The 21,860-nt window shown below is 62.8% G+C and carries 21 protein-coding genes; 13 read left to right on the top strand and 8 right to left on the bottom strand.

The window, feature by feature from the left end; genetic code table 11:
- Positions 1-37 precede the first annotated feature (37 nt).
- From J5X93_RS20935 to J5X93_RS20915, 5 genes are all read right to left on the bottom strand, one after another.
- Entirely contained in the window at positions 38-1,066 is a 1,029-nt protein-coding gene (locus J5X93_RS20935; RefSeq protein ID WP_070574875.1) for an AbrB family transcriptional regulator, read from the bottom strand.
- A complete protein-coding gene (locus J5X93_RS20930) occupies positions 1,059-2,573 on the bottom strand; it encodes a tripartite tricarboxylate transporter permease (RefSeq protein ID WP_043206453.1) in 1,515 nt (504 codons plus the stop codon). Before J5X93_RS20930 ends, J5X93_RS20935 begins: the two co-directional genes overlap by 8 nt.
- Positions 2,574-2,576: 3 nt before the next feature.
- Positions 2,577-3,035 carry a tripartite tricarboxylate transporter TctB family protein gene (locus tag J5X93_RS20925; RefSeq protein WP_043206454.1) on the bottom strand — a complete coding sequence of 153 codons (459 nt, stop codon included), beginning with the start codon at positions 3,033-3,035 and terminating at the stop codon, positions 2,577-2,579.
- Positions 3,036-3,183: 148 nt separating this feature from the next.
- Positions 3,184-4,164, bottom strand: coding sequence for a Bug family tripartite tricarboxylate transporter substrate binding protein (locus tag J5X93_RS20920; RefSeq protein ID WP_070574884.1), 981 nt, complete (start codon positions 4,162-4,164; stop codon positions 3,184-3,186).
- Between the two features lie 31 nt (positions 4,165-4,195).
- Complete coding sequence (locus tag J5X93_RS20915) at positions 4,196-5,485, bottom strand: OprD family porin (RefSeq protein ID WP_043206457.1); 1,290 nt, start codon at positions 5,483-5,485, stop codon at positions 4,196-4,198.
- 201 nt (positions 5,486-5,686) lie between these two features.
- Between J5X93_RS20915 and tctD the strand changes: the two genes are divergently transcribed.
- Positions 5,687-6,358, top strand: a complete 672-nt coding sequence (gene tctD / locus J5X93_RS20910) for a two-component system response regulator TctD (protein ID WP_043206458.1) — start codon at positions 5,687-5,689, stop codon at positions 6,356-6,358.
- Positions 6,351-7,730, top strand: coding sequence for a two-component system sensor histidine kinase TctE (gene tctE, locus J5X93_RS20905; RefSeq protein WP_043206459.1), 1,380 nt, complete (start codon positions 6,351-6,353; stop codon positions 7,728-7,730). The genes tctD and tctE overlap by 8 nt, the downstream gene beginning before the upstream one ends.
- Positions 7,731-7,843: 113 nt before the next feature.
- Here tctE and J5X93_RS20900 read toward each other — a convergent pair whose 3' ends face one another.
- The gene (locus J5X93_RS20900; protein WP_043206460.1) at positions 7,844-8,650 is read right to left on the bottom strand and encodes an HDOD domain-containing protein; all 807 of its coding nucleotides are present in this window, start codon (positions 8,648-8,650) and stop codon (positions 7,844-7,846) included.
- A 55-nt stretch (positions 8,651-8,705) separates the two neighbouring features.
- Positions 8,706-9,647 carry a CAF17-like 4Fe-4S cluster assembly/insertion protein YgfZ gene (ygfZ, locus tag J5X93_RS20895; RefSeq protein WP_043206461.1) on the bottom strand — a complete coding sequence of 314 codons (942 nt, stop codon included), beginning with the start codon at positions 9,645-9,647 and terminating at the stop codon, positions 8,706-8,708.
- Between the two features lie 133 nt (positions 9,648-9,780).
- Between ygfZ and J5X93_RS20890 the strand changes: the two genes are divergently transcribed.
- The gene (locus J5X93_RS20890) at positions 9,781-10,035 is read left to right on the top strand and encodes an FAD assembly factor SdhE (RefSeq protein ID WP_043206462.1); all 255 of its coding nucleotides are present in this window, start codon (positions 9,781-9,783) and stop codon (positions 10,033-10,035) included.
- On the top strand, positions 10,019-10,477 hold the full coding sequence (locus J5X93_RS20885) for a protein YgfX (RefSeq protein WP_102081811.1): 459 nt from the start codon (positions 10,019-10,021) through the stop codon (positions 10,475-10,477). Before J5X93_RS20890 ends, J5X93_RS20885 begins: the two co-directional genes overlap by 17 nt.
- A 60-nt stretch (positions 10,478-10,537) precedes the next feature.
- Here J5X93_RS20885 and nadB read toward each other — a convergent pair whose 3' ends face one another.
- Entirely contained in the window at positions 10,538-12,142 is a 1,605-nt protein-coding gene (gene nadB / locus J5X93_RS20880; RefSeq protein ID WP_102081812.1) for an L-aspartate oxidase, read from the bottom strand.
- Between the two features lie 435 nt (positions 12,143-12,577).
- Here nadB and rpoE point away from each other — a divergent pair, with 435 nt between their 5' ends.
- The 9 genes from rpoE (at position 12,578) to recO (ending at position 21,823) form a co-directional block, all read left to right on the top strand.
- Positions 12,578-13,159: an RNA polymerase sigma factor RpoE/AlgU gene (gene rpoE, locus J5X93_RS20875; protein WP_010220971.1), complete on the top strand. Its 582-nt coding sequence runs from the start codon at positions 12,578-12,580 to the stop codon at positions 13,157-13,159.
- Positions 13,160-13,190: 31 nt separating this feature from the next.
- Positions 13,191-13,781: a sigma-E factor negative regulatory protein gene (locus tag J5X93_RS20870; protein ID WP_043206465.1), complete on the top strand. Its 591-nt coding sequence runs from the start codon at positions 13,191-13,193 to the stop codon at positions 13,779-13,781.
- A gap of 12 nt (positions 13,782-13,793) precedes the next feature.
- Positions 13,794-14,759 (top strand): MucB/RseB C-terminal domain-containing protein, encoded by a 966-nt coding sequence (locus J5X93_RS20865; RefSeq protein WP_043206467.1) that lies wholly within the window; start codon positions 13,794-13,796, stop codon positions 14,757-14,759.
- Positions 14,760-14,961: 202 nt separating this feature from the next.
- Positions 14,962-16,362 (top strand): DegQ family serine endoprotease, encoded by a 1,401-nt coding sequence (locus tag J5X93_RS20860; RefSeq protein ID WP_371906690.1) that lies wholly within the window; start codon positions 14,962-14,964, stop codon positions 16,360-16,362.
- A gap of 238 nt (positions 16,363-16,600) precedes the next feature.
- Positions 16,601-18,400: a translation elongation factor 4 gene (lepA, locus tag J5X93_RS20855; protein ID WP_043206469.1), complete on the top strand. Its 1,800-nt coding sequence runs from the start codon at positions 16,601-16,603 to the stop codon at positions 18,398-18,400.
- Between the two features lie 5 nt (positions 18,401-18,405).
- A complete protein-coding gene (gene lepB / locus J5X93_RS20850; RefSeq protein WP_043206470.1) occupies positions 18,406-19,260 on the top strand; it encodes a signal peptidase I in 855 nt (284 codons plus the stop codon).
- Between the two features lie 164 nt (positions 19,261-19,424).
- A complete protein-coding gene (gene rnc / locus J5X93_RS20845) occupies positions 19,425-20,114 on the top strand; it encodes a ribonuclease III (protein ID WP_043206471.1) in 690 nt (229 codons plus the stop codon).
- Positions 20,107-21,009 carry a GTPase Era gene (gene era / locus J5X93_RS20840; RefSeq protein WP_043206472.1) on the top strand — a complete coding sequence of 301 codons (903 nt, stop codon included), beginning with the start codon at positions 20,107-20,109 and terminating at the stop codon, positions 21,007-21,009. Before rnc ends, era begins: the two co-directional genes overlap by 8 nt.
- Positions 21,010-21,139: 130 nt before the next feature.
- Positions 21,140-21,823 carry a DNA repair protein RecO gene (gene recO / locus J5X93_RS20835; RefSeq protein ID WP_043206473.1) on the top strand — a complete coding sequence of 228 codons (684 nt, stop codon included), beginning with the start codon at positions 21,140-21,142 and terminating at the stop codon, positions 21,821-21,823.
- The last annotated feature ends 37 nt before the right edge of the window (positions 21,824-21,860 follow it).

Raw genomic sequence — 21,860 nt, 5'->3', positions numbered from 1 at the left:
TGGGAGCGGGTTTACCCGCGAAGAAAACTGCACGCCGTCACGGTCGGTTCGTGTTCCAGCGCCGGAACAACGGCTCGGCCAGAAACAGCACGAACAGCAACCTCATCACCTGCAGTGCCGTCACCAACGGTACCGACAGCTGCAAGGTCTCGGCCGTCAGGCTCATTTCGGCGATACCGCCAGGCATCATTCCCAGGGTCAGCGAGCGCAGGTCCAGTTGGGTCATCACACTCAACACCCAGGCCGCGCTGGCGGCGATCAACATGCACAGGAAGGTCGCCAGCAAGGTCCGCCCCAGGAAGGACGGCGCCCGGCGAAAGAACGCCCGGTTGAAGTGGCAGGCCAGGCCACTGCCGATCAGCCACTGTCCGATCTGGCTGGCGCCGGGCGGCAGGGCGATCTGCAGGTTCCCCGCCAGGCTCACGCAGGCGGCAATCAACAGCGGACCGAACAGCCACGGGTTGGGCTGGCGCAGGCGCTGCCAGATCAACGCGGCCAACACACCAAACGGCGCGATCAGGGTCAGCCAGCCCCAACTGACGCTGCCTGCGTGGGTCAGCGGCACGCCATCGCCGAGCAAGAACTTGAACAGCGCCGGCACGCACAGCACCACTGCCAACACCCGCAGGCTCTGGGCTGCGGCCACCTGGCTGAGCACCGCACCGTTGCGTGCGCCCAGGTTGACCATCTCACCCGAGCCCCCCGGCATGCTGGCGAAGAACGCCGTGGCGCGGTCTTCACCGGTACGCCTGAGCAGCCAGACGCTGATCACTGCTGACAACGTGGTGAACAGTGCCCCGAAGAAGATCAGACCAAAGTGGCTGGCCACTTGCTCGATGACCGCTGGGGTGAAGTGCAGGCCGATACCGATGCCGATGATCCACTGCCCGCACTTGCGGCCATTGGGGATTTCCGACAGCTGCCAGGGTGTCAGGCAGCGCACCAGGATGATTGCCAACAACGAGCCGACCATCCACGGCAAAGGCCAGCCGACCTTGCTGGCGAGAAACCCGCCAGCAAGACCGACCAGCCCGGTAGCCCAGAACGGCGGTGACCGATCAGGCATCGGCCATCGCCCGACGCTGCAGGCTACGTTTACGCCAGCTGCGCAGCAACGGCAGGGTCAGCATGCAGAAGGTCAGCACCCACACCGACATGCTGATCGGGCTCGACCAGAGGATGCCCAGCTCGCCGTTGGAGATCGATAGTGCGCGGCGCAGGTTCTGCTCCATCAGCCCGCCCAGGATGAAGCCGAGCAGAATCGGCGACAGCGGGAAGTCCAGCTTGCGCAGGATGTAGCCCATGATGCCGATGCCGACCATCAGGAACAGATCGAAGGTGGTCGCATGCACGGCGTACACGCCGATCCCGGTGATGATCGCGATCACCGGCACCAGCGCCCAATTCGGCACGGCGAGGATGCGGGTGAAGATGCGGATCATCGGAATGTTCAGGATCACCAGCATGATGTTGGCGATGAACAGCGAGGCGATCAGCCCCCAGACAATGTCAGGTTGCTGTTCGAACAGCAGCGGGCCTGGGGTGATGTTGTACAGGGTCAGTGCACCGATCATCACCGCGGTGGTGCCGGAACCCGGCACGCCCAGGGTCAGCATCGGCACCAGGGCGCCGCAGCAGGAGGCGCCGATGGCGGTTTCCGGAGCGGCCAGGCCGCGCGCGTCGCCCTTGCCGAACTTGCCCTTGTCGCCAGCGATGCGTTTCTCGGTCATGTAGGCCACGGCACTGGCCAGGGTCGCGCCGGCGCCGGGCAGTACGCCCATGACGAAGCCCAGCAGGCCGCAGCGCAGGTTGACGATGAACACCGAAGCGGCTTCCTTGAGGTTGAACAGCATGCGCCCAGTGGCCTTCACCGCTTCGTGGCCATGGTGGGTCTTTTCCAGCAACAGCAAGATCTCGCTGATGGAGAACAGACCCAGTACCAGCACCACGAACTGGATGCCATCGGCCAGGTGCACGCTGTCGCCGGTAAAGCGGTACACGCCGCTGTTGGCGTCGATGCCGACGCTGGACAGGAACAGGCCGATCAGCGCGGCGATGAAAGTCTTAAGTGGTTTGTCGCCGGCCATGCCGCCCAGGGCGACGATGGCGAACACCATCAACACGAAGTATTCGGCGGGCCCGAAGGCGATCGCCCATTTCGCCAGCAGCGGAGCGAATAGCACCATGCCGCAGGTGGCGATGAAGGCGCCGATGAACGAGCTCCACGCCGACAGCGACAGAGCGACGCCGGCCAGGCCTTGGCGGGCCATGGGGTAGCCGTCAAGGGTGGTCATCACGGTGGAGGCTTCGCCGGGAATGTTCAGCAGGATCGAGCTGATCCTTCCGCCATACTCGCAGCCGAGGTAGACCGCGGCCAGCAGGATCAGCGCCGATTCAGGTGGCAGGCCCAGGGCAAAGGCGATGGGGATCAGCAGTGCCACACCATTGATCGGCCCAAGGCCCGGCAGCAGGCCGACCACGGTGCCGATGAGGGTGCCGGTCAGGGCGGTGACCAGGTTGTACGGGCTCAGGGCGACGCCGAAGCCCTGGCCCAGATAGCTCAAGGTATCCATGTGTCAGTTCTCCAGTACATCCAGCAGGCCGAGGGGCAGAGGTACATCCATCACGCGGTCGAACAGCCAGTAGAGCAGCAGGCTCATGGCGCCCACCACGATCAGACTGTGCAGCCAGCGCCCGCCATACAGGCGTGCCATGGGTACGCCGACGAGTACGGCGCTGAGGATGAAACCGAGCGACTCGAAGGTGCTCGCGAAGACGATCAGCAGGCCCACACAGCCGCTGATCTTGACCAGGGTTTCACGGTCCAGTGGCGGTTCGTCGTCCTTGCGCACGATGGGCGTTGGGCGAACGGCCAGGTAGAGCAGAGCCACGCCCATCAGGCCGAGCATCAGCAAGGGATAGGCCCGTGGACCTACAGGCTCGTAGGAAAACGCAGCCTGGTACGGCCAGGCCATCACGGCCAGGGCGGCGCATACCGCCAGCAGAGCCAGGGCAAAAATGCGTTGCAGGATCATGAGGGAATCCTCGGAATTGTTCGGTACGGCGCCGACCCTTTGGGAGCGGGTTTACCTTCGACCCAGGGCGCAGCCCAGGCCACGCGTCGGCGGTGTCCGTTTCGCGGGTAAACCCGCCCCCTAAAGGGGAGCGGCGTTGCAGCTCGATCTACTGGACCAGGCCGAATTCCCGGGCCAGGGCCTTGTAGTCGGCGACCTGCTTCTTCACGTAGGTGTCCAGCTCCTGCCCGGTCATGGCGAACGGGAATAGCTCACGCTGGTCACGCAGCTTGGCGAAGTCCTCGGAGGCCAGCAGCTTGTCGAAGGAGGCTTTCCACCAGGCGTAGTCCTCGTCGCTGACCTTTGGCCCTAGGTAGAAGCCGCGTACTACTGGCCAGACGATGTCGTAGCCTTGTTCCTTGGCGGTGGGGATGTCTTTCATTTCCGGCTCGTCCAGGCGGGTTTCGGAGAACACCGCGAGGATGCGCATGTCACCGCTCTGGATGTGCGGCATGGAGTCCGAGATGTCGGTGGAGCCCACCTGAATATGCCCGCCGAGCAGCGCTGTGGCGATTTCACCGCCGCCTTCCAGGGCCACGTAGCGAAGGTCGCGAGGATTGATGCCGGCGGCCTTGGCGATCAGGGCGGTCTGCATCCAGTCCTGGCTGCCGACGGTGCCGCCGGAGCCGATGACGACTTTGCTCGGGTCTTTCTTCAAGGCCGCGACCAGATCATCGAGGGTCTTGTAGGGCGAGTCGCTCTTCACGGCGATGGCACCATAGCTGGTGCCGACAGCTGCCAGCCATTTCACGGCGTTCTCGTCGAAGCGCCCGAACTTGCCCTGGGCCAGGTTGAGCAGGGAGCCGCTGGACCAGGCCACCAGAGTGCCGGCATCGGCCGGGCGCTGGGCGACCACGGCGTTGTAGGCCACCGCGCCGACGCCGCCGGGCATGTAGGTCACGCGCATGGGCTTGGAGAGGATCTTCTCGTTGACCAAGGCGCTTTGCACCAGTTTGCAGGTCAGGTCGAAGCCGCCACCGGGCGAGGCGGGGGCGATGCATTCGGGGCGTTTCGGTTCAGCGGCCAGGGCGTTGCCAGCCAGCAGCAGGCAACCGGTAGCCAGGACGAGGCGGCGCATTGAAAAGGTCATCGTCTATCTCCGTGAGCGTTGTTGTTATGGGTTACCACAGAGCCACGCTGTAGCTCACCAGCAGCCTGACTTCGTCGGCGTCGCGGGCGAAGTTGGAGCGGAAGGTGGCGTTGCGCAGGCGAACGGCGACGTCCTTCAACGGGCCGCTTTGTACCACGTACTTGAACTCGGTGTTGCGCTCCCACTCCTTGCCCTCGCCACCGTCGGCGCGGCTGACGTTGTCGCCGCTGATATAGCGGGTCATGAAGGTCAGCCCGGGGATGCCCAGGGCAGCGAAGTTGTAGTCGTAGCGTGCTTGCCAGGAGCGCTCGTCGGCGCCGGCGAAGTCGTTGATCTGGACGAAGTTGACCAGGTACGGGTCGGCGCCATCGACGTAGGGGAAGGCGCTGTCGCCCGACAGGTGCTGGTAGGCGGCGCTGACCTTGTGACCGCCAAGGGCATAGCTGAGCATGCCGTTGACGGTGGTGTTGTCGATGTTGCCGGCCTTGGCCTGACCTGCATCGTCGCTCACTGCCAGGCGCAGGTCGGCACCGAAGGTGCCCGGGCCCCAGGGCTGGGTAGCGACCATGCCGATGAAATGCTGACGGTAGATGTCGTCGAGTTCGGCGAAGTGGTAGCTGCCGGTGATGCGATCGGTGAACTGGTAATCCAGCCCGGCCAGGTCGAAGTTGTCGGCGCTGAAAGTGCCGCCGAAACGGCCATTCTTGTTGTTGAGGGCGAGGTCTTCCCAGTTGGTGTCGTTGCGGTCCTTGGCTTTTTCCAGGCGCCCGCCGGTGAACGTCAGGCCCTTGAGCTCCTTGGAGGTGAGCAGGCCGCCCTCGAAGGTCTGCGGCAGGATGCGCCCGTCGTTGGGCTGCAGGGTCGGCAGTTCTGGGATGAGTGTGCCGACCTTGAGCTCGGTGTTGGAGACCTTGATCTTGCCGGTCAGGCCGAGCTTGGAGTATTCGTCGGCGGCCTTACCGTCATCATGGGTCGGCAGCAGGCCTGTGTCGGTGCGGTCTGGGCTGGAGTCGAGCTTGATGCCGAGCATGCCCAGCGCGTCCAGGCCGAACCCTACGGTGCCGTCGGTGTAGCCGGACTCGAAATTGAGCATGAAGCCCTGGGCCCATTCGTCGCGCTTGGATTGCTGGCTGCTGGTGCCATCGCGAAAGTCACGGTTGAAGTACATGTTGCGGGTTTCGAAGGTGGCCGTGCTGTCTTCGAAAAAAGCGGCCTGGCTCAGCGGGGCGACACCGGCTAGCGCAAGGGCGCTGGCGATGGCGGACGGGCGTGCGGACAGGGAACGGGTAGGCGCGAACGCCTGCGGCTGCATGGACAGCATCGTCGGGAGACTCCGTTTATTGTTCTTATCGGGCGCACCTTGCTGGTGCTTTTTTTCGGCGCGCGGGGCGACCGTGGTGCGATGCTAGGTAATGAACCTTTCGCTAACCTTTCAGAGTGAAAGGTTTGCCGGGAGGGCTTCACAGGCCCCCCGACGGCGGTACACTCCGCGCCAAAGCCCCACCCGAGCAGGGAGAATCCGATGCGAGTGTTGCTGGTCGAAGACCACCTGCAACTGGCCGAAAGCGTGGCCCTGGCCCTTAAAAGCCAAGGTCTGACCGTGGATGTGCTGCACGATGGCGTGGCCGCCGACCTGGCCCTGGCCAGCGAGGACTATGCGGTGGCAGTCCTCGATGTCGGCCTGCCGCGCATGGACGGCTTCGAAGTGCTGGCGCGCCTGCGTGGCCGTGGCAAGACGCTGCCGGTGCTGATGCTCACCGCGCGCAGCGATGTCAAGGATCGGGTACATGGCCTGAACCTGGGCGCCGATGACTACCTGGCCAAACCCTTCGAACTGACCGAACTGGAAGCGCGAGTCAAGGCACTGCTGCGCCGTAGCGTGCTCGGTGGCGAGCGTCAGCAGCGCTGCGGGCCGCTGGTCTACGATTTGGATACCCGCCGCTTCACCCTGGGTGAAGAAGCTCTGACCCTGACCCAGCGCGAACAAAGCGTGCTCGAAGCCCTGATCGCCCGCCCGGGCCGAGTGATGAGCAAGGAGCAACTGGCGGCCCAGGTATTTGGCCTGGACGAAGAGGCCAGCCCCGATGCCATCGAGATCTACATCCATCGGCTACGCAAGAAGCTCGATGGCCATCCAGTGGCTATCGTCACGTTCCGCGGCCTGGGTTATTTGCTCGAGCACCGCGATGCGTGACAACGGCAGCCTGCGTGGGCGTTTGCTGGGCAATTTGGCGCTGCTGTTGGTGGTGCTGATGCTCGCCAGCGGCCTGAGCGCCTACTGGAACGGCCGCGAGGCCGCCGACACCGCTTACGATCGCACGTTGCTGGCTTCGGCACGGACCATTGCCGCAGGCCTGTCGCAGCGCGACGGGACCCTGAGCGCGGATGTGCCCTACGTGGCCCTGGACACCTTTGCCTACGACAGCGCCGGACGTATCTACTACCAAGTGCTGGATATTCATCAGCGGCTGATTTCCGGCTACGAGAACCTCCCGCCTCCGCCGCCGGGCACCCCGCGTACCGACGACTATCCGGCCTTGGCGCGTTTCTACAACGCCACCTACCAGGGCCAGGATGTACGCGTGGTCAGCTTGCTCAAGCCAGTCAGCGAACCGAACATGAACGGCATGGCCGAGATCCGCGTGGCCGAGACCGAGGAGGCACGGGTGCGCATGGCCCGGGGCCTGATGGCCGATACCTTGCTGCGTCTGGGCATGCTGGCGCTGGGGGCGCTCATGATGGTCTGGTTCGCCGTGAGCGCAGCACTGCGGCCGCTGGAGCGGCTGCGTACGGCGGTCGAAGAGCGCCAACCTGATGACTTGCGGTCCTTGCCGGTGGTTCAGGTGCAGCGAGAGCTCGGGCCCTTGGTGCACGCCTTGAACCATTTCACCGAGCGGCTGCGTGGTCAGTTCGAGCGTCAGGCACAATTCATCGCCGACGCCGCCCATGAGTTGCGCACGCCGTTGGCCGCCCTCAAGGCGCGGCTTGAGCTGGGCTTGCGCTCCCAGGAGCCGGAGCAGTGGCGACAAACCCTCGAAGCCGCCACCCAGGGTACTGACCGTCTGACTCACCTGGCCAATCAGTTGTTGTCCCTGGCGCGGGTGGAAAATGGGGCCCGGGCGATTGCCGAAGGGGGTGCCCAGCGTCTGGACCTGTGCCAATTGACGCGTGAGCTCGGCATGGCCATGGCGCCTCTGGCCCATGCCCGGGGCGTGGCCCTGGCGCTGGAAGCCGAGGCGCCGGTATGGCTCAAAGGCGAGCCGACTTTGCTCAATGAGCTGCTCAGCAACCTGGTGGACAATGCCCTGGCCCATACGCCCAAGGGTGGCAACGTGATCCTGCGCGTGATGGCCCCGGCCATGCTGGAAGTGGAGGATGACGGGCCGGGTATTCCCGAGTCTGACCGCGAGCGCGTGTTCGAGCGCTTCTATCGACGCAGCGCCCAGGGCACAGGCCTGGGGCTGGCGATCGTCGGCGAAATCTGCCGCGCGCACCTGGCGCAGATCAGCCTGCATGATGGCGAAAAGGGCGGGTTGCGCGTGCGGGTGAGTTTTATCGCCGATTGAGCGGCTTCCCGGGGCTTGGAGAGCAACTGTCCTGGGTTATCTGCGCTGGCCTATTCTCGGGTAAACCCGCTACCACGGGGTTGGCGGTGATCCTTGTGGAGCGGATGTCTTGCTTAGCGCAGCATGCTGCGGGCATCGAGCAGGTCGGCGACATCCAACTCGGTCCCGTAAGGGAGTCCGAGATGCTGGTAGGCAGGCAAGGCCGCCAGGGGCCGGCTGCGGGTCCGATGGCTGAGGTGACGGGCGATCTGCACGATGTCGATGTAGTCGATGCTCTCGGTGCGTCGATCCAGGTCCTGCACTTGGCTGGGCAGGTTGACCAACTGCTCGGGAAACTCCCAGGCCTTGAGAATTTTGTCGCCCAGCACCGGCTGGATCTGCTCGATCACATAGTGCAGGCACACAGGGTCCGAAAGCAGCTCGTTGTGCTCCTCGGCGTAGATCAGAACTGGCAGGGCGCCGATTTGGTAGACCAAGCCCCCTAGGGTGGCCTGGTCAGGCTTGAGCTGGGTGTAGCGGCGGCAGAGTTCATAGCTGATACCCGCGACTTCAAGGCTGTTGGCCCAAATATCGCGCAGTTTTTGTTCGACGGCCGGTGAGCGGGCGTGGAAGATCTGCTCGATTACCAGGCCGATCGCCAAGTTGCAGCTGTAGTTGATACCCAGGCGAGTGATGGCGGTGTGCAGGTCGGTGACCTCCACTGCCGCACGCAGCAGCGGGCTGTTGACCACCTTGATCAGGCGCGCCGAGAGGGCGGCGTCGCGGCCGATCACCTTGCTCAAGGCGGCGACGCTGATCTCGCTGTCCTCCGCCGCCTCGCGGATGCTCAAGGCAACCTCCGGAAGGGTCGGCAGGACCAGGTCGTCCTTGTCGATGGCTGCGAGCAATTGTGCTTGAACCGTCTCGGCCAGCTTGTTCATCTAACTTCTCTACCGCAGTGGTGGTGCGACCCCGCAGGGCAGCGGGGCAGGCTGGTCAGCGAAGGATTTCCCGGTCGCGGTCCAGTTCATAGGGCAGGTCCAGCAGTGTCAGGCGCGGGCCTTCGAGGCTAGCCAGGTGCAGGTTGTCGTCTGCCACGGCTTCGGCACTGAGCACGGCGAGCAGTTCGCAGCCGTCACCGGTACTGGCGGCGATGACCACTTCGCCCACCGACGAACCGTGGGTGGGCGAGAAGATCTCGGCACCAGGGGCGGGCACGTCCCGCTGGGCCAGGGCCAAGCGGTACTGTCGGCGCTTGAGCTTACCCAGGTACTGCATACGCGCGACGATCTCTTGGCCGGTGTAGCAGCCTTTCTTGAAGCTCACCCCATCGACCGCCTGCAGATTGATCATCTGCGGGATGAACAGTTCACGGGTGGGGCCCATGACCTGGCCGATGCCGGCACGGATCTGGCCCAACAGCCAGTCGTTGAGGCTGCCTTCGGTCAGGTGAGTGGCGAGGGTCTGGCGCACGGTGTCTGCTTGCGCGGCGGGCGCCCAGAGCTCCACACGGCCGGTGCTGACGCCAATGGCGATCAGGCCGTCGTGGCGTACCGTGGCGCCAGCTTCGGTCGGCGTGGCCAAGCCCAGCGCGTTTAGCGCGGCATCGCCTTGCGTCAGGCCGAAGCGGACCCACGCGGCGCTCTCATCGGTCAAGGTAGCCTTGGAGAAGACAGCGTACTTCTTGAGGTCGGCCAGTTGCGCGTCGAGCAGCTCGCTGGCCATGGCCAGCAAGTAACCGTTGCCCTCGGGGAGAATGCGGAAGCTCGACTGCATGCGGCCCTTGACCATGCACCGGGCGCCGAGGCTCGCGTGCTCTTGGCTCAGGTAGTTGATGTTGCAGGTCAGCTGGCCTTGCAGGAACTTGCCGGCATCGGAGCCGCGGACGGCGAGGATGCCCTCGTGGGACAGGGGACAGAAGAAAGCGGAATCGGCCATGGGTCATCGCGGTTGCTTGAGACTGGCGGCCATCATAGAACGCCGGTAACAAAATAGGTAGGTGACTAGACCAACGCCTTGTGCCCCCGCGAGCGCCCCGCTGTATACTGGCGACCCATTCGAGGAGGGCCCCATGGTCGAACAAACTGAACTCAACCGGCTTTTCTGGCACAGCCGCCGCGGCATGCTGGAACTGGACGTACTGCTGGTGCCATTCACCCAGGAGGTCTACCCCACCCTGAGCGAAGCGGACCGCGAGCTGTACCGTCGCCTGCTGACCTGCGAAGACCAGGACATGTTCGGCTGGTTCATGGAGCGCACCGAGTCCGACGACCCTGAGCTGCAACGCATGGTTCGCATCATCCTGGACCGTGTCCAGCCCAAGTGAGCATTTCGAGTGCCGCTGGCAAGGCTCGCGCCTGCTGCTGGCGGCCTACCTGACCTGCCAGGTGCTCGCACTCTGGGCCATGGTCCTGAGCGCGCAGCCCTGGTGGTTGAGCGTTCCCCTCGTCCTTGCTTGCCTTGCCCACGCCTGCTGGGCCATCCCCCGTCGTATCTTGCTGACCCATCCCGAGGCCATCACTGGCCTGCGCCGTGATCGAACCGGCTGGCGGCTGTTCAGCCGTGCCAGAGGATGGCAGCAGGTGAGGTTGTGTCGGGATAGCGTGGCGATGCCAGGTCTGGTTGTGCTGCGCTTTGTCAGATCGGGACGCTGGTTTGGCGAGAGCCAGTGCGTACCGCGCGATGCCCTGGATGCGGATCAGCATCGGCGTTTGCGCGTGAGGTTGAAGTTCAGCCGCAGGCGCTGGGCCGAGGTTTCAGTGCAATAACCCGCTCCCACAGGGCTCGCAGGGTTCTGTGGGAGCGGGTCGAACCGCGAACGCGTCAGTTCAGACCGGACTGAGGATGGTGTCCTTGGCCTCGGGCAGCATTCCCGGATAGTCCAGTGTGTAATGCAGCCCGCGGCTTTCCTTACGCTGCATGGCTGAGCGGATCATCAGCTCGGCGACCTGGGCCAGGTTACGCAGTTCGATCAGGTCGCGGCTGACCTTGTAGTTGCTGTAGAACTCGTCGATCTCGTCGAGCAGCAGGCGCACCCGATGCTCGGCTCGTTGCAGGCGTTTGCTGGTGCGCACGATACCTACGTAGTCCCACATGAAGCGCCGCAGTTCGTCCCAGTTGTGCGCAATGATCACGTCCTCGTCCGAGTCGGTAACCTGGCTTGCGTCCCAGCAGGGTAGGGCGGTCGGAGCCTGCACTTCATCAAGGTGCGCCTCGATGTCGGCGGCAGCGGCACGGCCATAGACGAAGCATTCGAGCAACGAATTGCTGGCCATGCGGTTGGCCCCGTGCAGGCCAGTGAAGCTGGTTTCGCCAATGGCGTACAGGCCGGGGACATCGGTATGGCCGCGATCATCGACCATCACGCCGCCGCAGGTGTAATGGGCGGCCGGGACCACCGGAATCGCCTGGCGGGTGATGTCGATACCGAAGGCCAGGCAGCGTTCATAGACCGTAGGGAAGTGATTCTTGATGAAGTCGGCTGGCTTGTGGCTGATGTCCAGATAGACACAATCAACGCCCAAACGCTTCATTTCGTGGTCGATGGCGCGGGCGACGATATCTCGGGGCGCGAGCTCCTCGCGGGGGTCGAAGCGCGGCATGAAGCGTTCGCCATTGGGCAGGCGCAGCAGGGCGCCTTCGCCGCGCAGGGCCTCTGTGATCAGGAAGCTCTTGGCCTGCGGGTGGTACAGGCAGGTGGGGTGGAACTGGTTGAATTCCAGGTTGGCCACCCGACAGCCGGCGCGCCAGGCCATGGCGATGCCATCTCCGCAGGCACCGTCGGGATTGCTGGTATAGAGGTAGACCTTGGCCGCACCGCCGGTGGCCAGCACGGTGAAGCGCGCACCGAAGGTGTCGACTTCGCCGGTATTGCGGTCCAGTACATAGGCGCCCAGGCAACGTTCGCCTGGCAGGCCCAGACGACGCTCGGTGATCAGGTCGACCGCGACGCGCTGTTCCAGCAGCTCGATGTTCGGCCGTTGGCGTGCTTGGTTCAGCAAAGTGGTGAAAATCGCGGCGCCCGTTGCGTCGGCGGCATGAATGATGCGTCGGTGGCTGTGACCTCCTTCACGGGTCAGATGGAACTCGAAGCCGCCGTCATCGACGCTGTAATGCTCGTCGCGAGTGAAGGGCACCCCTTGTTCGATCAACCACTCGATGGCTTCGCGGCTGTGCTCGACGGTGAAGCGCACGGCATCTTCATGGCAGAGGCCGCCGCCGGCATTGAGCGTGTCCTCGACATGGGACTGGACGGTATCGGTGTTGTCCAGGACCGCGGCTACGCCGCCCTGGGCCCAGAAGGTCGAACCATTGGCCAGGTCGCCCTTGCTCAGCACGGCGATGCGCAAGCGGCTGGGAAGGTTCAGTGCCAGGCTGAGGCCAGCGGCGCCGCTGCCGATCACCAGGACATCGTGTTGGAATTGTTGGCTCATGTCTTGACACTAGTAATCTTGGGAAGGGGAGCGGCACAATAGTCATGCGCAGATGGCATTGTGAAACTATCGTTAAGCCTGTCCGGCTGCCTTTATAGCAGTCACAGGTGTCTGATTTCCAATGGCATCTGCACCGGCGTCGCGATCTTTATGGGAACTTTCCGATACCGGTGGAAATCCTAAGAAGGCTGCCCGCACGCCACCAAATGCCACGGCGACGCATGGCGGTAGCTCTTTCGGGGCTGACACCTGCGTATTCGAAATCAGATTATCGACGCAGCCGGCCGTGACCGCGCTGCGTCTTTCGTGCGAGCCGACCAAGGGCCGCAGGAAACTTGCTTGGAGGGGAGAACTTTTGCGCAAAGGCCGAGTCTATGGTTGCAAGCCTGAACGATGGCTGTTGCAACGCTCCTTCGAGACCACTGAGGAGTGTTCATGCTAACCCAGGAAGAGGATCAGCAGCTTGTCGAGCGCGTGCAGCGCGGCGACAGGCGAGCGTTCGATCTGTTGGTGCTGAAGTATCAGCACAAGATTCTCGGGTTGATCGTGCGGTTCGTACACGACACCCACGAGGCCCAGGATGTGGCGCAGGAGGCTTTCATCAAGGCCTACCGGGCGCTAGGAAATTTTCGCGGTGACAGCGCTTTCTATACCTGGCTGTACCGCATCGCCATTAACACGGCGAAGAACTACCTGGTGTCCCGCGGAAGACGGCCACCAGACAGTGATGTGAGCTCCGAGGATGCGGAGTTTTACGACGGCGATCATGGCCTCAAGGATCTCGAGTCTCCAGAGCGCGCGTTGTTGAGGGATGAAATCGAAGGCACCGTCCATCGCACCATCCAGCAACTGCCCGAGGACCTGCGCACGGCATTGACCCTACGTGAGTTCGACGGACTGAGTTACGAAGACATTGCCAGTGTCATGCAATGTCCGGTAGGTACCGTGCGCTCTCGAATTTTCCGCGCTCGGGAGGCCATTGATAAAGCCCTGCAGCCTTTGTTGCAGGAAACCTGAGACAGCGGCGACAGCCAAGAGAGGAACCGCCATGAGTCGTGAAGCTTTGCAGGAATCGCTGTCCGCGGTGATGGATAACGAAGCGGACGAACTTGAACTGCGTCGCGTGTTGAACGCGGTCGACGATCCTGAAACCCGTGCCACCTGGTCCCGCTACCAAGTGGCGCGCGCAGCGATGCACAACGAGCTGGTACTGCCCAAGCTCGATATCGCCTCGGCGGTATCCGCAGCGCTGGCCGACGAAGCCGTGCCTGCCAAGGTCAAGCAAGGCCCATGGCGCACCATTGGTCGCCTGGCTGTAGCCGCCTCGGTGACCGTTGCCGTGCTGGCTGGCGTGCGCCTGTACAACCAGGACGAAATCACCGGTGCCGAGCTCGCTGCCCAGCAGCCTGTCCAGCAAGGGCTGAGCGTGCCACAAGCACAGGGCCCCGCCGTTTTGGCAGGCTATAGTGAGAGCAGTGAGCAACCGACCGGGCCGATGGCCAACGGCGTGCTGCAGAACCAGGCCGGCTGGGATCAGCGTCTGCCAGGGTATCTGCGCCAGCATGCCCAGGAATCTGCGCTCAAGGGTACTGAGACCGCTCTGCCCTATGCACGCGCCGCCAGCCTGGAAAACCGTTAAGTAAGGAGGATCATGCGCGCGCTACCTCTCCTGACGCTTCTGCTTGGCAGTTGCATGATGGTGCCGGCCTTGGCGGCCAACTCCTCGCCCGAGGCGAGCGAGTGGCTGAACAAGCTGGCACAGGCCGAGCGAGAACAGAGTTACCAGGGTTCCTTCGTCTACGAACGTAATGGCAGCTTCTCCTCACACGATATCTGGCACCGCGTCCAGGACGGCAAGGTCAGCGAGCGTTTGTTGCAGCTCGATGGGGCGACCCAGGAAATCGTGCGGGTCGATGGCAAGGTCCAGTGCGTCAGCGGCTCCCTGGTTAGCCGCGTAGGAACCCCGCCGGACTCCGCGCCCCGTGTGCTCGATCCTCTGAAACTGATGAGCTGGTACGACCTGAGCGTCGCAGGCAAGTCCCGGGTTGCCGGGCGCGATGCCGTGATCGTGACGCTCACGCCGCGAGACCAGCATCGCTACGCTTTCGAACTGCATTTGGATCGCCGCACTGGACTGCCCTTGCGCTCGTTGATGATCAACGACAAGGGCCAGCTGCTCGAGCGCTTCCAGATGACCCGCCTGGATACCGACGATCTACCCAGCGATGACGACCTGCGCGCCAGTTCTTCGTGCAAGCCGGTCGAGCACGTCGCAGCCGCGCATTCCGACGCTGCCTCTGCCTGGCGTTCGGACTGGTTGCCGCCGGGCTTCGAATTGATCAACAGCTCCGTGCGCCGGGACCCGGTGCGTGACAGCATGGTCAGCAGCCTCATGTATGACGATGGCTTGGCACGCTTCTCGGTGTTCCTGGAGCCGGTGAGCGATGATGCCGGACCGGATACCCGTGCGCAGTTAGGGCCTACCGTCGCCGTGTCGCGTCGTCTCAACACGCCCAAGGGCAAGGTCATGGTCACTGTGGTTGGCGAGATTCCCTTGGGAACCGCCGAGCGTGTCGCCCTGTCCATGCGGGCCCAGGATGCCCAGGCGCGTCAGTGATAGCGCGCCTTCCTACATCTCGTAGGGCATGCTTCTGACATGAAATTAAAGCATTGTCATTTGCAATCCCTTCGTAAATTTTCTATAGGTCAGGCTTCTCGGGGTCTGGCCTTTCTTGCTTGTGCAAAGGCCTCACTTTGTTAACTACGCTCGTTGTGACGGGAGCCGTATGTCAATACCACGCTTGAAATCCTACCTATCGATGTTCGCCGCCGTGCTGATGCTTGGCCAGGTGCTCACCGCCCAGGCCGAGGAAGCCCTGCCGGACTTCACCACCCTGGTCGAGCAGGCCTCGCCTGCTGTGGTGAACATCAGTACCAAGCAGAAGCTGCCGGACCGCCGTGTCGCCGCCGGGCAGATGCCGGACCTGGAAGGCCTGCCGCCGATGTTCCGCGAGTTCTTCGAGCGCAACATGCCGCAAGTGCCGCGCTCGCCCCGTGGTGACCGTCAACGAGAAGCCCAGTCGCTCGGTTCGGGCTTCATCATCTCCAGCGATGGCTATGTGCTGACCAACAACCATGTGGTCGCCGATGCCGATGAGATCATCGTGCGTCTGTCCGACCGCAGCGAGCTGCAGGCCAAGCTGGTCGGTACCGATCCGCGCACAGACGTGGCCTTGCTCAAGGTCGAAGGCAAGAACCTGCCGACCGTCAAGCTCGGCGACTCCGAAAAGCTCAAGGTCGGTGAGTGGGTGCTGGCGATCGGCTCGCCGTTCGGCTTCGACCATTCGGTGACCAAGGGCATCGTGAGCGCCAAGGGGCGGACCCTGCCCAACGACACTTATGTCCCGTTCATCCAGACCGACGTGGCGATCAACCCGGGTAACTCCGGTGGCCCGCTATTCAACATGAATGGCGAGGTGGTGGGCATCAACTCGCAGATTTTCACCCGTTCCGGTGGCTTCATGGGGCTGTCGTTCGCTATCCCGATCGATGTGGCGCTGGATGTTTCCAATCAGCTGAAGAAGGACGGCAAGGTCAGTCGTGGCTGGCTTGGCGTGGTGATCCAGGAGGTCAACAAGGACCTGGCTGAATCCTTCGGTCTGGACAAGCCAGCCGGTGCCTTGGTCGCCCAAGTGCTAGAGGACGGTCCGGCAGCCAAGGGTGGCTTGCAGGTAGGGGACGTGATTCTGAGCATGAATGGCCAGCCGATCATCATGTCGGCCGACCTGCCGCACTTGGTCGGCAGCCTCAAGGACGGCGCCAAGGCTCGTTTGGAGATCATCCGCAACGGCAAGCGCCAGAATCTGGATATCACCATCGGCGCGCTGCCCGAGGACGATGCGGACATCGGTACCGGCGCTGGAGCCGGCGCAGAACGCAACAGCAACCGTCTGGGCGTTTCCGTGGCCGACCTGACCGCCGAGCAGAAAAAGTCCCTGGAACTCAAGGGCGGCGTGGTCATCAAGGAGGTCCAGGATGGTCCGGCGGCGTTGATTGGCCTGCGTCCTGGCGATGTCATCAGTCACCTGAACAACCAGGCGATCGCTTCGGCCAAGCAGTTCACCGAAATTGCCAAGGATCTGCCGAAGAATCGTTCGGTGTCGATGCGCGTGCTGCGTCAGGGCCGAGCCAGCTTCATTACCTTCAAGTTGGCGGAATAATCTGCGCACTGCATAGGAAAGGGCAGCTTCGGCTGCCCTTTTTCATGAAATATTCCGTTGTCGCCCCTCATCCAAGGGCTGCGGGTAGCTCGGGCGCGCGCAATTCGGGGCTCCTACAGGGCAGCGCTCGTTACCATGTCGCTTGATCTGGAATCTCCCATATCCCTGCCGCTTAAGGTACAATTCCCGGCTATTTTTCGGCGGGCGTCCGGCTCGCAGCCTTTTCGAGTGTTGACCCGTGAGTGATTTGAGTCATATCCGCAATTTCTCCATCATCGCCCACATCGACCATGGCAAGTCGACGCTGGCCGACCGTTTCATCCAGATGTGCGGTGGCCTGTCGGCACGCGAAATGGAAGCCCAGGTCCTCGATTCCATGGATCTGGAGCGTGAGCGCGGGATCACCATCAAGGCCCACAGCGTCACGCTGAGCTATAAGGCCCAGGACGGCAAGGTCTACCAGCTGAACTTCATCGATACTCCCGGCCACGTCGACTTCACCTATGAAGTCAGCCGTTCCCTGGCCGCGTGCGAAGGCGCGCTGCTGGTCGTGGACGCCGGTCAGGGTGTCGAGGCCCAGTCCGTGGCCAACTGCTACACCGCTATCGAGCAGGGCCTGGAGGTCATGCCGGTGCTTAACAAGATGGACCTGCCCCAGGCCGACCCAGACCGCGTCAAGGACGAGATCGAGAAGATCATCGGCATCGACGCCACCGATGCCGTGGCATGCAGCGCCAAGAGCGGCATGGGCGTCGATGAGGTCCTCGAGCGTCTGGTGCAGACCATTCCCGCCCCGGAAGGCGAAATCGATGCTCCTCTGCAGGCACTGATCATCGATTCCTGGTTCGACAATTACTTGGGCGTCGTCTCCCTGGTCCGCGTGCGTCATGGCCGGGTCAAGAAAGGGGACAAGATCTTGGTCAAGTCCACCGGCAAGGTGCATCTGGTGGACAGCGTCGGTGTCTTCACCCCGAAACACACGCAGACCGCCGACCTCAAGGCGGGCGAGGTGGGCTTCATCATCGCCAGCATCAAAGACATTCACGGGGCACCGGTCGGTGACACCCTGACCCTGTCCTCGACCCCAGAGGTCGAAGTGCTGCCAGGCTTCAAAAAGATCCAGCCGCAGGTTTATGCCGGCCTGTTCCCGGTCAGCTCCGACGATTTTGAAGATTTCCGCGACGCACTGTCGAAGCTGACCTTGAACGACTCCTCGCTGCAATACCTGCCGGAAAGCTCCGACGCACTGGGCTTCGGCTTCCGTTGCGGCTTCCTCGGCATGTTGCACATGGAGATCATTCAGGAGCGCCTGGAGCGCGAATACGACCTGGACCTGATCACCACCGCGCCGAGCGTGATCTACGAGCTGGTGCTCAAGACCGGTGAGACCATCTACGTCGACAACCCATCCAAGCTACCGGATGTTTCTGCGGTCCAGGACTTCCGTGAGCCAATCGTCACCGCCACCATCCTCGTGCCTCAGGAGCACCTGGGTAACGTCATCACCCTGTGCATCGAGAAGCGTGGCGTGCAGCGCGACATGCAGTTCCTCGGCAGCCAGGTACAGGTGCGCTACGACCTGCCGATGAACGAAGTGGTGCTGGACTTCTTCGATAAACTCAAGTCCACCAGCCGCGGTTACGCTTCGCTGGACTATCATTTCGATCGCTACCAGTCGGCCAACCTGGTCAAGCTGGACGTGCTGATCAACGGCGACAAGGTAGACGCCCTGGCGCTGATCGTTCACCGCGACAATGCCCACTACAAGGGCCGTGCGCTGACTGAGAAGATGAAGGAGCTGATCCCTCGGCAGATGTTCGATGTGGCGATCCAGGCAGCCATCGGTGGCCAGATCGTCGCCCGTACGACCGTCAAGGCGCTCAGAAAGAACGTACTGGCTAAGTGCTACGGCGGTGACGTCAGCCGTAAGAAGAAGCTGCTGGAGAAGCAGAAGGCCGGTAAGAAACGCATGAAGCAGGTCGGCAACGTGGAGATCCCGCAGGAAGCCTTCCTCGCCGTGCTCAGGTTGGATAGCTAGGTCCTATGTCGCTAAATTTCCCGCTGTTGCTAGTCATCGCCGTAGCTGTCTGCGGCCTGTTGGGCTTGATCGACCTGCTGTTCCTGGCTCCGCGCCGGCGAGCGGCGGTCGCCAACTACCAGGGCAGCGTCAGCCAGCCCGAGATGGCAGTGCTCGAGCGCCTGAACAAGGAGCCGTTGCTCGTCGAGTACGGCAAGTCGTTCTTCCCGGTGCTGTTCATCGTGCTGGTGTTGCGTTCGTTCCTGGTCGAGCCGTTCCAGATCCCATCGGGATCGATGAAACCGACTCTGGAAGTGGGCGATTTCATCTTGGTGAACAAGTTCTCCTACGGTATTCGCCTGCCGGTGATCGACAAGAAAGTCATCGAGGTGGGAGACCCGCAGCGCGGCGACGTGATGGTGTTCCGCTACCCGAGCGACCCGAATGTCAACTACATCAAGCGTGTGGTCGGGCTGCCGGGCGATCAGGTGCGCTACACCAGCGACAAGCGTCTGTACGTCAATGGCCAGCCGGTCGCCGAGCAATTGGTCGGTACCGAGCCAGGCACCCTGGGCAGTGCCCAGCTGTACAAGGAAAAACTCGGCGAGGCCGAGCACCTGATCCGCAAGGAAATGAGCCGCTACCGCATGCCGCCGGACCAGCAATGGACCGTTCCGGCTGGCCATTACTTCATGATGGGTGACAACCGCGACAACTCCAACGACAGCCGCTACTGGGACGATCCGAACATTCCCAAGGAACTGCACGGCATGGTTCCGGATCGCAACATTGTCGGCAAGGCCTTCGCGGTCTGGATGAGCTGGCCGGAGCCCAAGCTCAGCCACTTCCCCAACCTGTCGCGGGTAGGCCTGATCCATTGATACCCAACGGCGCTGTCTGACAGACAGCGCCGAATGCATTTCTGACATAGGCTGTGTTCTCAGGGATCGAGAGATTCCGCCGCCCACAAGGTGGTGGGCCACAGCCAAACAGTCTTTCAGGATGTTGATTTGAACAACGCGTTGAACAATCCACGGGTGGCCCCATGAGTGCTTCCCTCGCGCGCCTGGAGCGCAAGCTCGGCTATACCTTCAAGAACCAGGACCAGATGCTCCTGGCCCTGACTCATCGCAGCTATGCCGGGCGCAACAACGAGCGCCTGGAGTTTCTGGGCGATGCCATCCTCAACTTCGTGGCCGGCGAAGCGCTGTTCGAGCGTTTTCCGCAGGCCCGCGAAGGCCAGCTCTCGCGCCTGCGCGCCCGTCTGGTCAAAGGTGAGACCCTGGCCCGTCTGGCCCGGGGCTTCGATCTGGGCGAATACCTGCGCTTGGGCTCGGGTGAGCTCAAGAGCGGTGGTTTCCGGCGGGAGTCGATCCTGGCCGATGCCCTCGAAGCGCTGATCGGGGCGATCTACCTGGACGCCGACATGGAGACCGCACGCGAACGCATCCTGGCCTGGCTGGCCGGTGAGTTCGATGGGTTGACTCTGGTCGACACCAACAAAGACCCCAAGACTCGTCTGCAGGAGTTCCTGCAGTCGCGTGCCTGCGAACTGCCACGCTATGAAGTGGTGGACATCCAGGGCGAACCGCACTGCCGTACCTTCTTCGTCGAATGCGAGGTGGTGCTGCTGAACAACAAGAGCCGTGGCCAGGGCGTGAGCCGGCGTATCGCCGAGCAGGTCGCCGCCGCTGCTGCATTGATCGCCCTTGGCGTGGAGAATGGCAATGACTGAGAACACTTCGACCCGTTGCGGCTATGTCGCGATCGTCGGTCGCCCCAACGTGGGCAAGTCCACGCTGCTCAACCACATCCTCGGCCAGAAGCTGGCGATCACCTCGCGCAAGCCGCAGACCACCCGGCACAACATGCTCGGTATCAAGACCGAGGGCGACGTGCAGGCGATCTACGTCGATACGCCCGGTATGCACAAGGCCAACGACAAGGCCTTGAACCGCTACATGAACCGCAACGCATCGGCTGCCTTGAAGGATGTCGACGTAGTCATCTTCGTGGTCGACCGGACCCGCTGGACCGACGAGGACCAACTGGTGCTCGAGCGTGTGCAGTACGTGAGTGGCCCGGTGATCCTGGCGGTCAACAAGACCGACCGCATGGATGAGAAAGCCGAGCTGATCCCGCACTTGCAGTGGCTGCAGCAGCAGTTGCCCAATGCCGAGATCGTGCCGATTTCCGCCCAGCAAGGCCACAACCTCGAAGCCTTGGAAGCGTTGATCGCCAAGCATCTGCCCGAGAACGAGCATTTCTTCCCGGAAGATCAGATCACCGACCGCAGTAGCCGCTTCCTGGCTGCGGAACTGGTGCGCGAAAAGATCATGCGCCAGCTCGGTGCTGAGCTTCCGTACCAGATCACCGTGGAGATCGAGGAATTCAAGCAGCAGGGCCATGTGCTGCATATCCATGCGTTGATCCTGGTCGAGCGTGACGGTCAGAAGAAGATCATCATTGGTGACAAGGGCGAGCGCATCAAGCGCATCGGCTCGGACGCGCGCAAGGATATGGAAGTGCTGTTCGACGCCAAGGTCATGCTCAACCTGTGGGTCAAGGTCAAAGGCGGCTGGTCCGACGATGAGCGCGCCCTGCGCTCGCTGGGCTACGGCGACCTGTAACCGCTCGAGCCAACAGACAGCTGGCTCGTACCCTGTGGGAGCGGGTTCACCTTCGAGTGACAGTGGTTTCACTGATGCGTTCGAAGGTGGCCCCGCTCCCACAGGCACATTCAAACCCCAGAGATCGCTGATGGAACAACCCGCCGGCCAGCCGGCCTACGTGCTTCACAGCCGTGCCTACAAGGAAACCAGCGCGCTGGTGGATTTCCTCACGCCCCAAGGCCGTGTACGTGCGGTGCTGCGCCGTGCCCGGGGCAAGGGGGGCAGCCTGGTCCGGCCGTTCGTGGAGCTGGAGGTGGAGTTGCGTGGGCGAGGGGAGCTGAAGAACGTCGGTCGCCTGGACAGTGTCGGCATCGGCGGCTGGTTGCATGGCGATGCCTTGTTCAGCGGGCTGTACCTCAATGAACTGTTGATGCGCCTGCTGCCTGCGGAGGCGCCGCATCCTGCGTTGTTCGAGCACTACACCTTGACGCTGCAGGCCCTGGCCGCCGGTCGGCCCCTGGAGCCGCTGTTGCGTGCCTTCGAGTGGCGCCTGTTGGATGAGTTAGGTTATGCCTTTGCCCTGACCCACGATATCAACGACGACCCCATCGACACCCAAGGACTGTATCGCCTGCAGGTCGATGCGGGCCTGGAGCGGGTTTACCTGGCGCAGCCTGGGTTGTTCACCGGGGCAGAGCTGCTGGCACTGGCCGAGGCCGATTGGCAAGCCCCGGGTGCGTTGCTCGCTGCCAAGCGCCTGATGCGCCAGGCCTTGGCGGTACACCTGGGGCCGAAGCCGCTGGTGAGCCGGGAACTGTTTCGCAAGCGTTGAGCACATCGTATGCTGTGGGGCTCAACTTTCAGGAGAG

Source organism: Pseudomonas sp. BYT-1 (assembly GCF_023611805.1).
GTDB lineage: Bacteria > Pseudomonadota > Gammaproteobacteria > Pseudomonadales > Pseudomonadaceae > Aquipseudomonas > Aquipseudomonas guariconensis.
The sequence above is the reverse complement of the archived record's forward strand: the minus strand, read 5'-3'. Positions and strand labels throughout refer to the sequence as shown.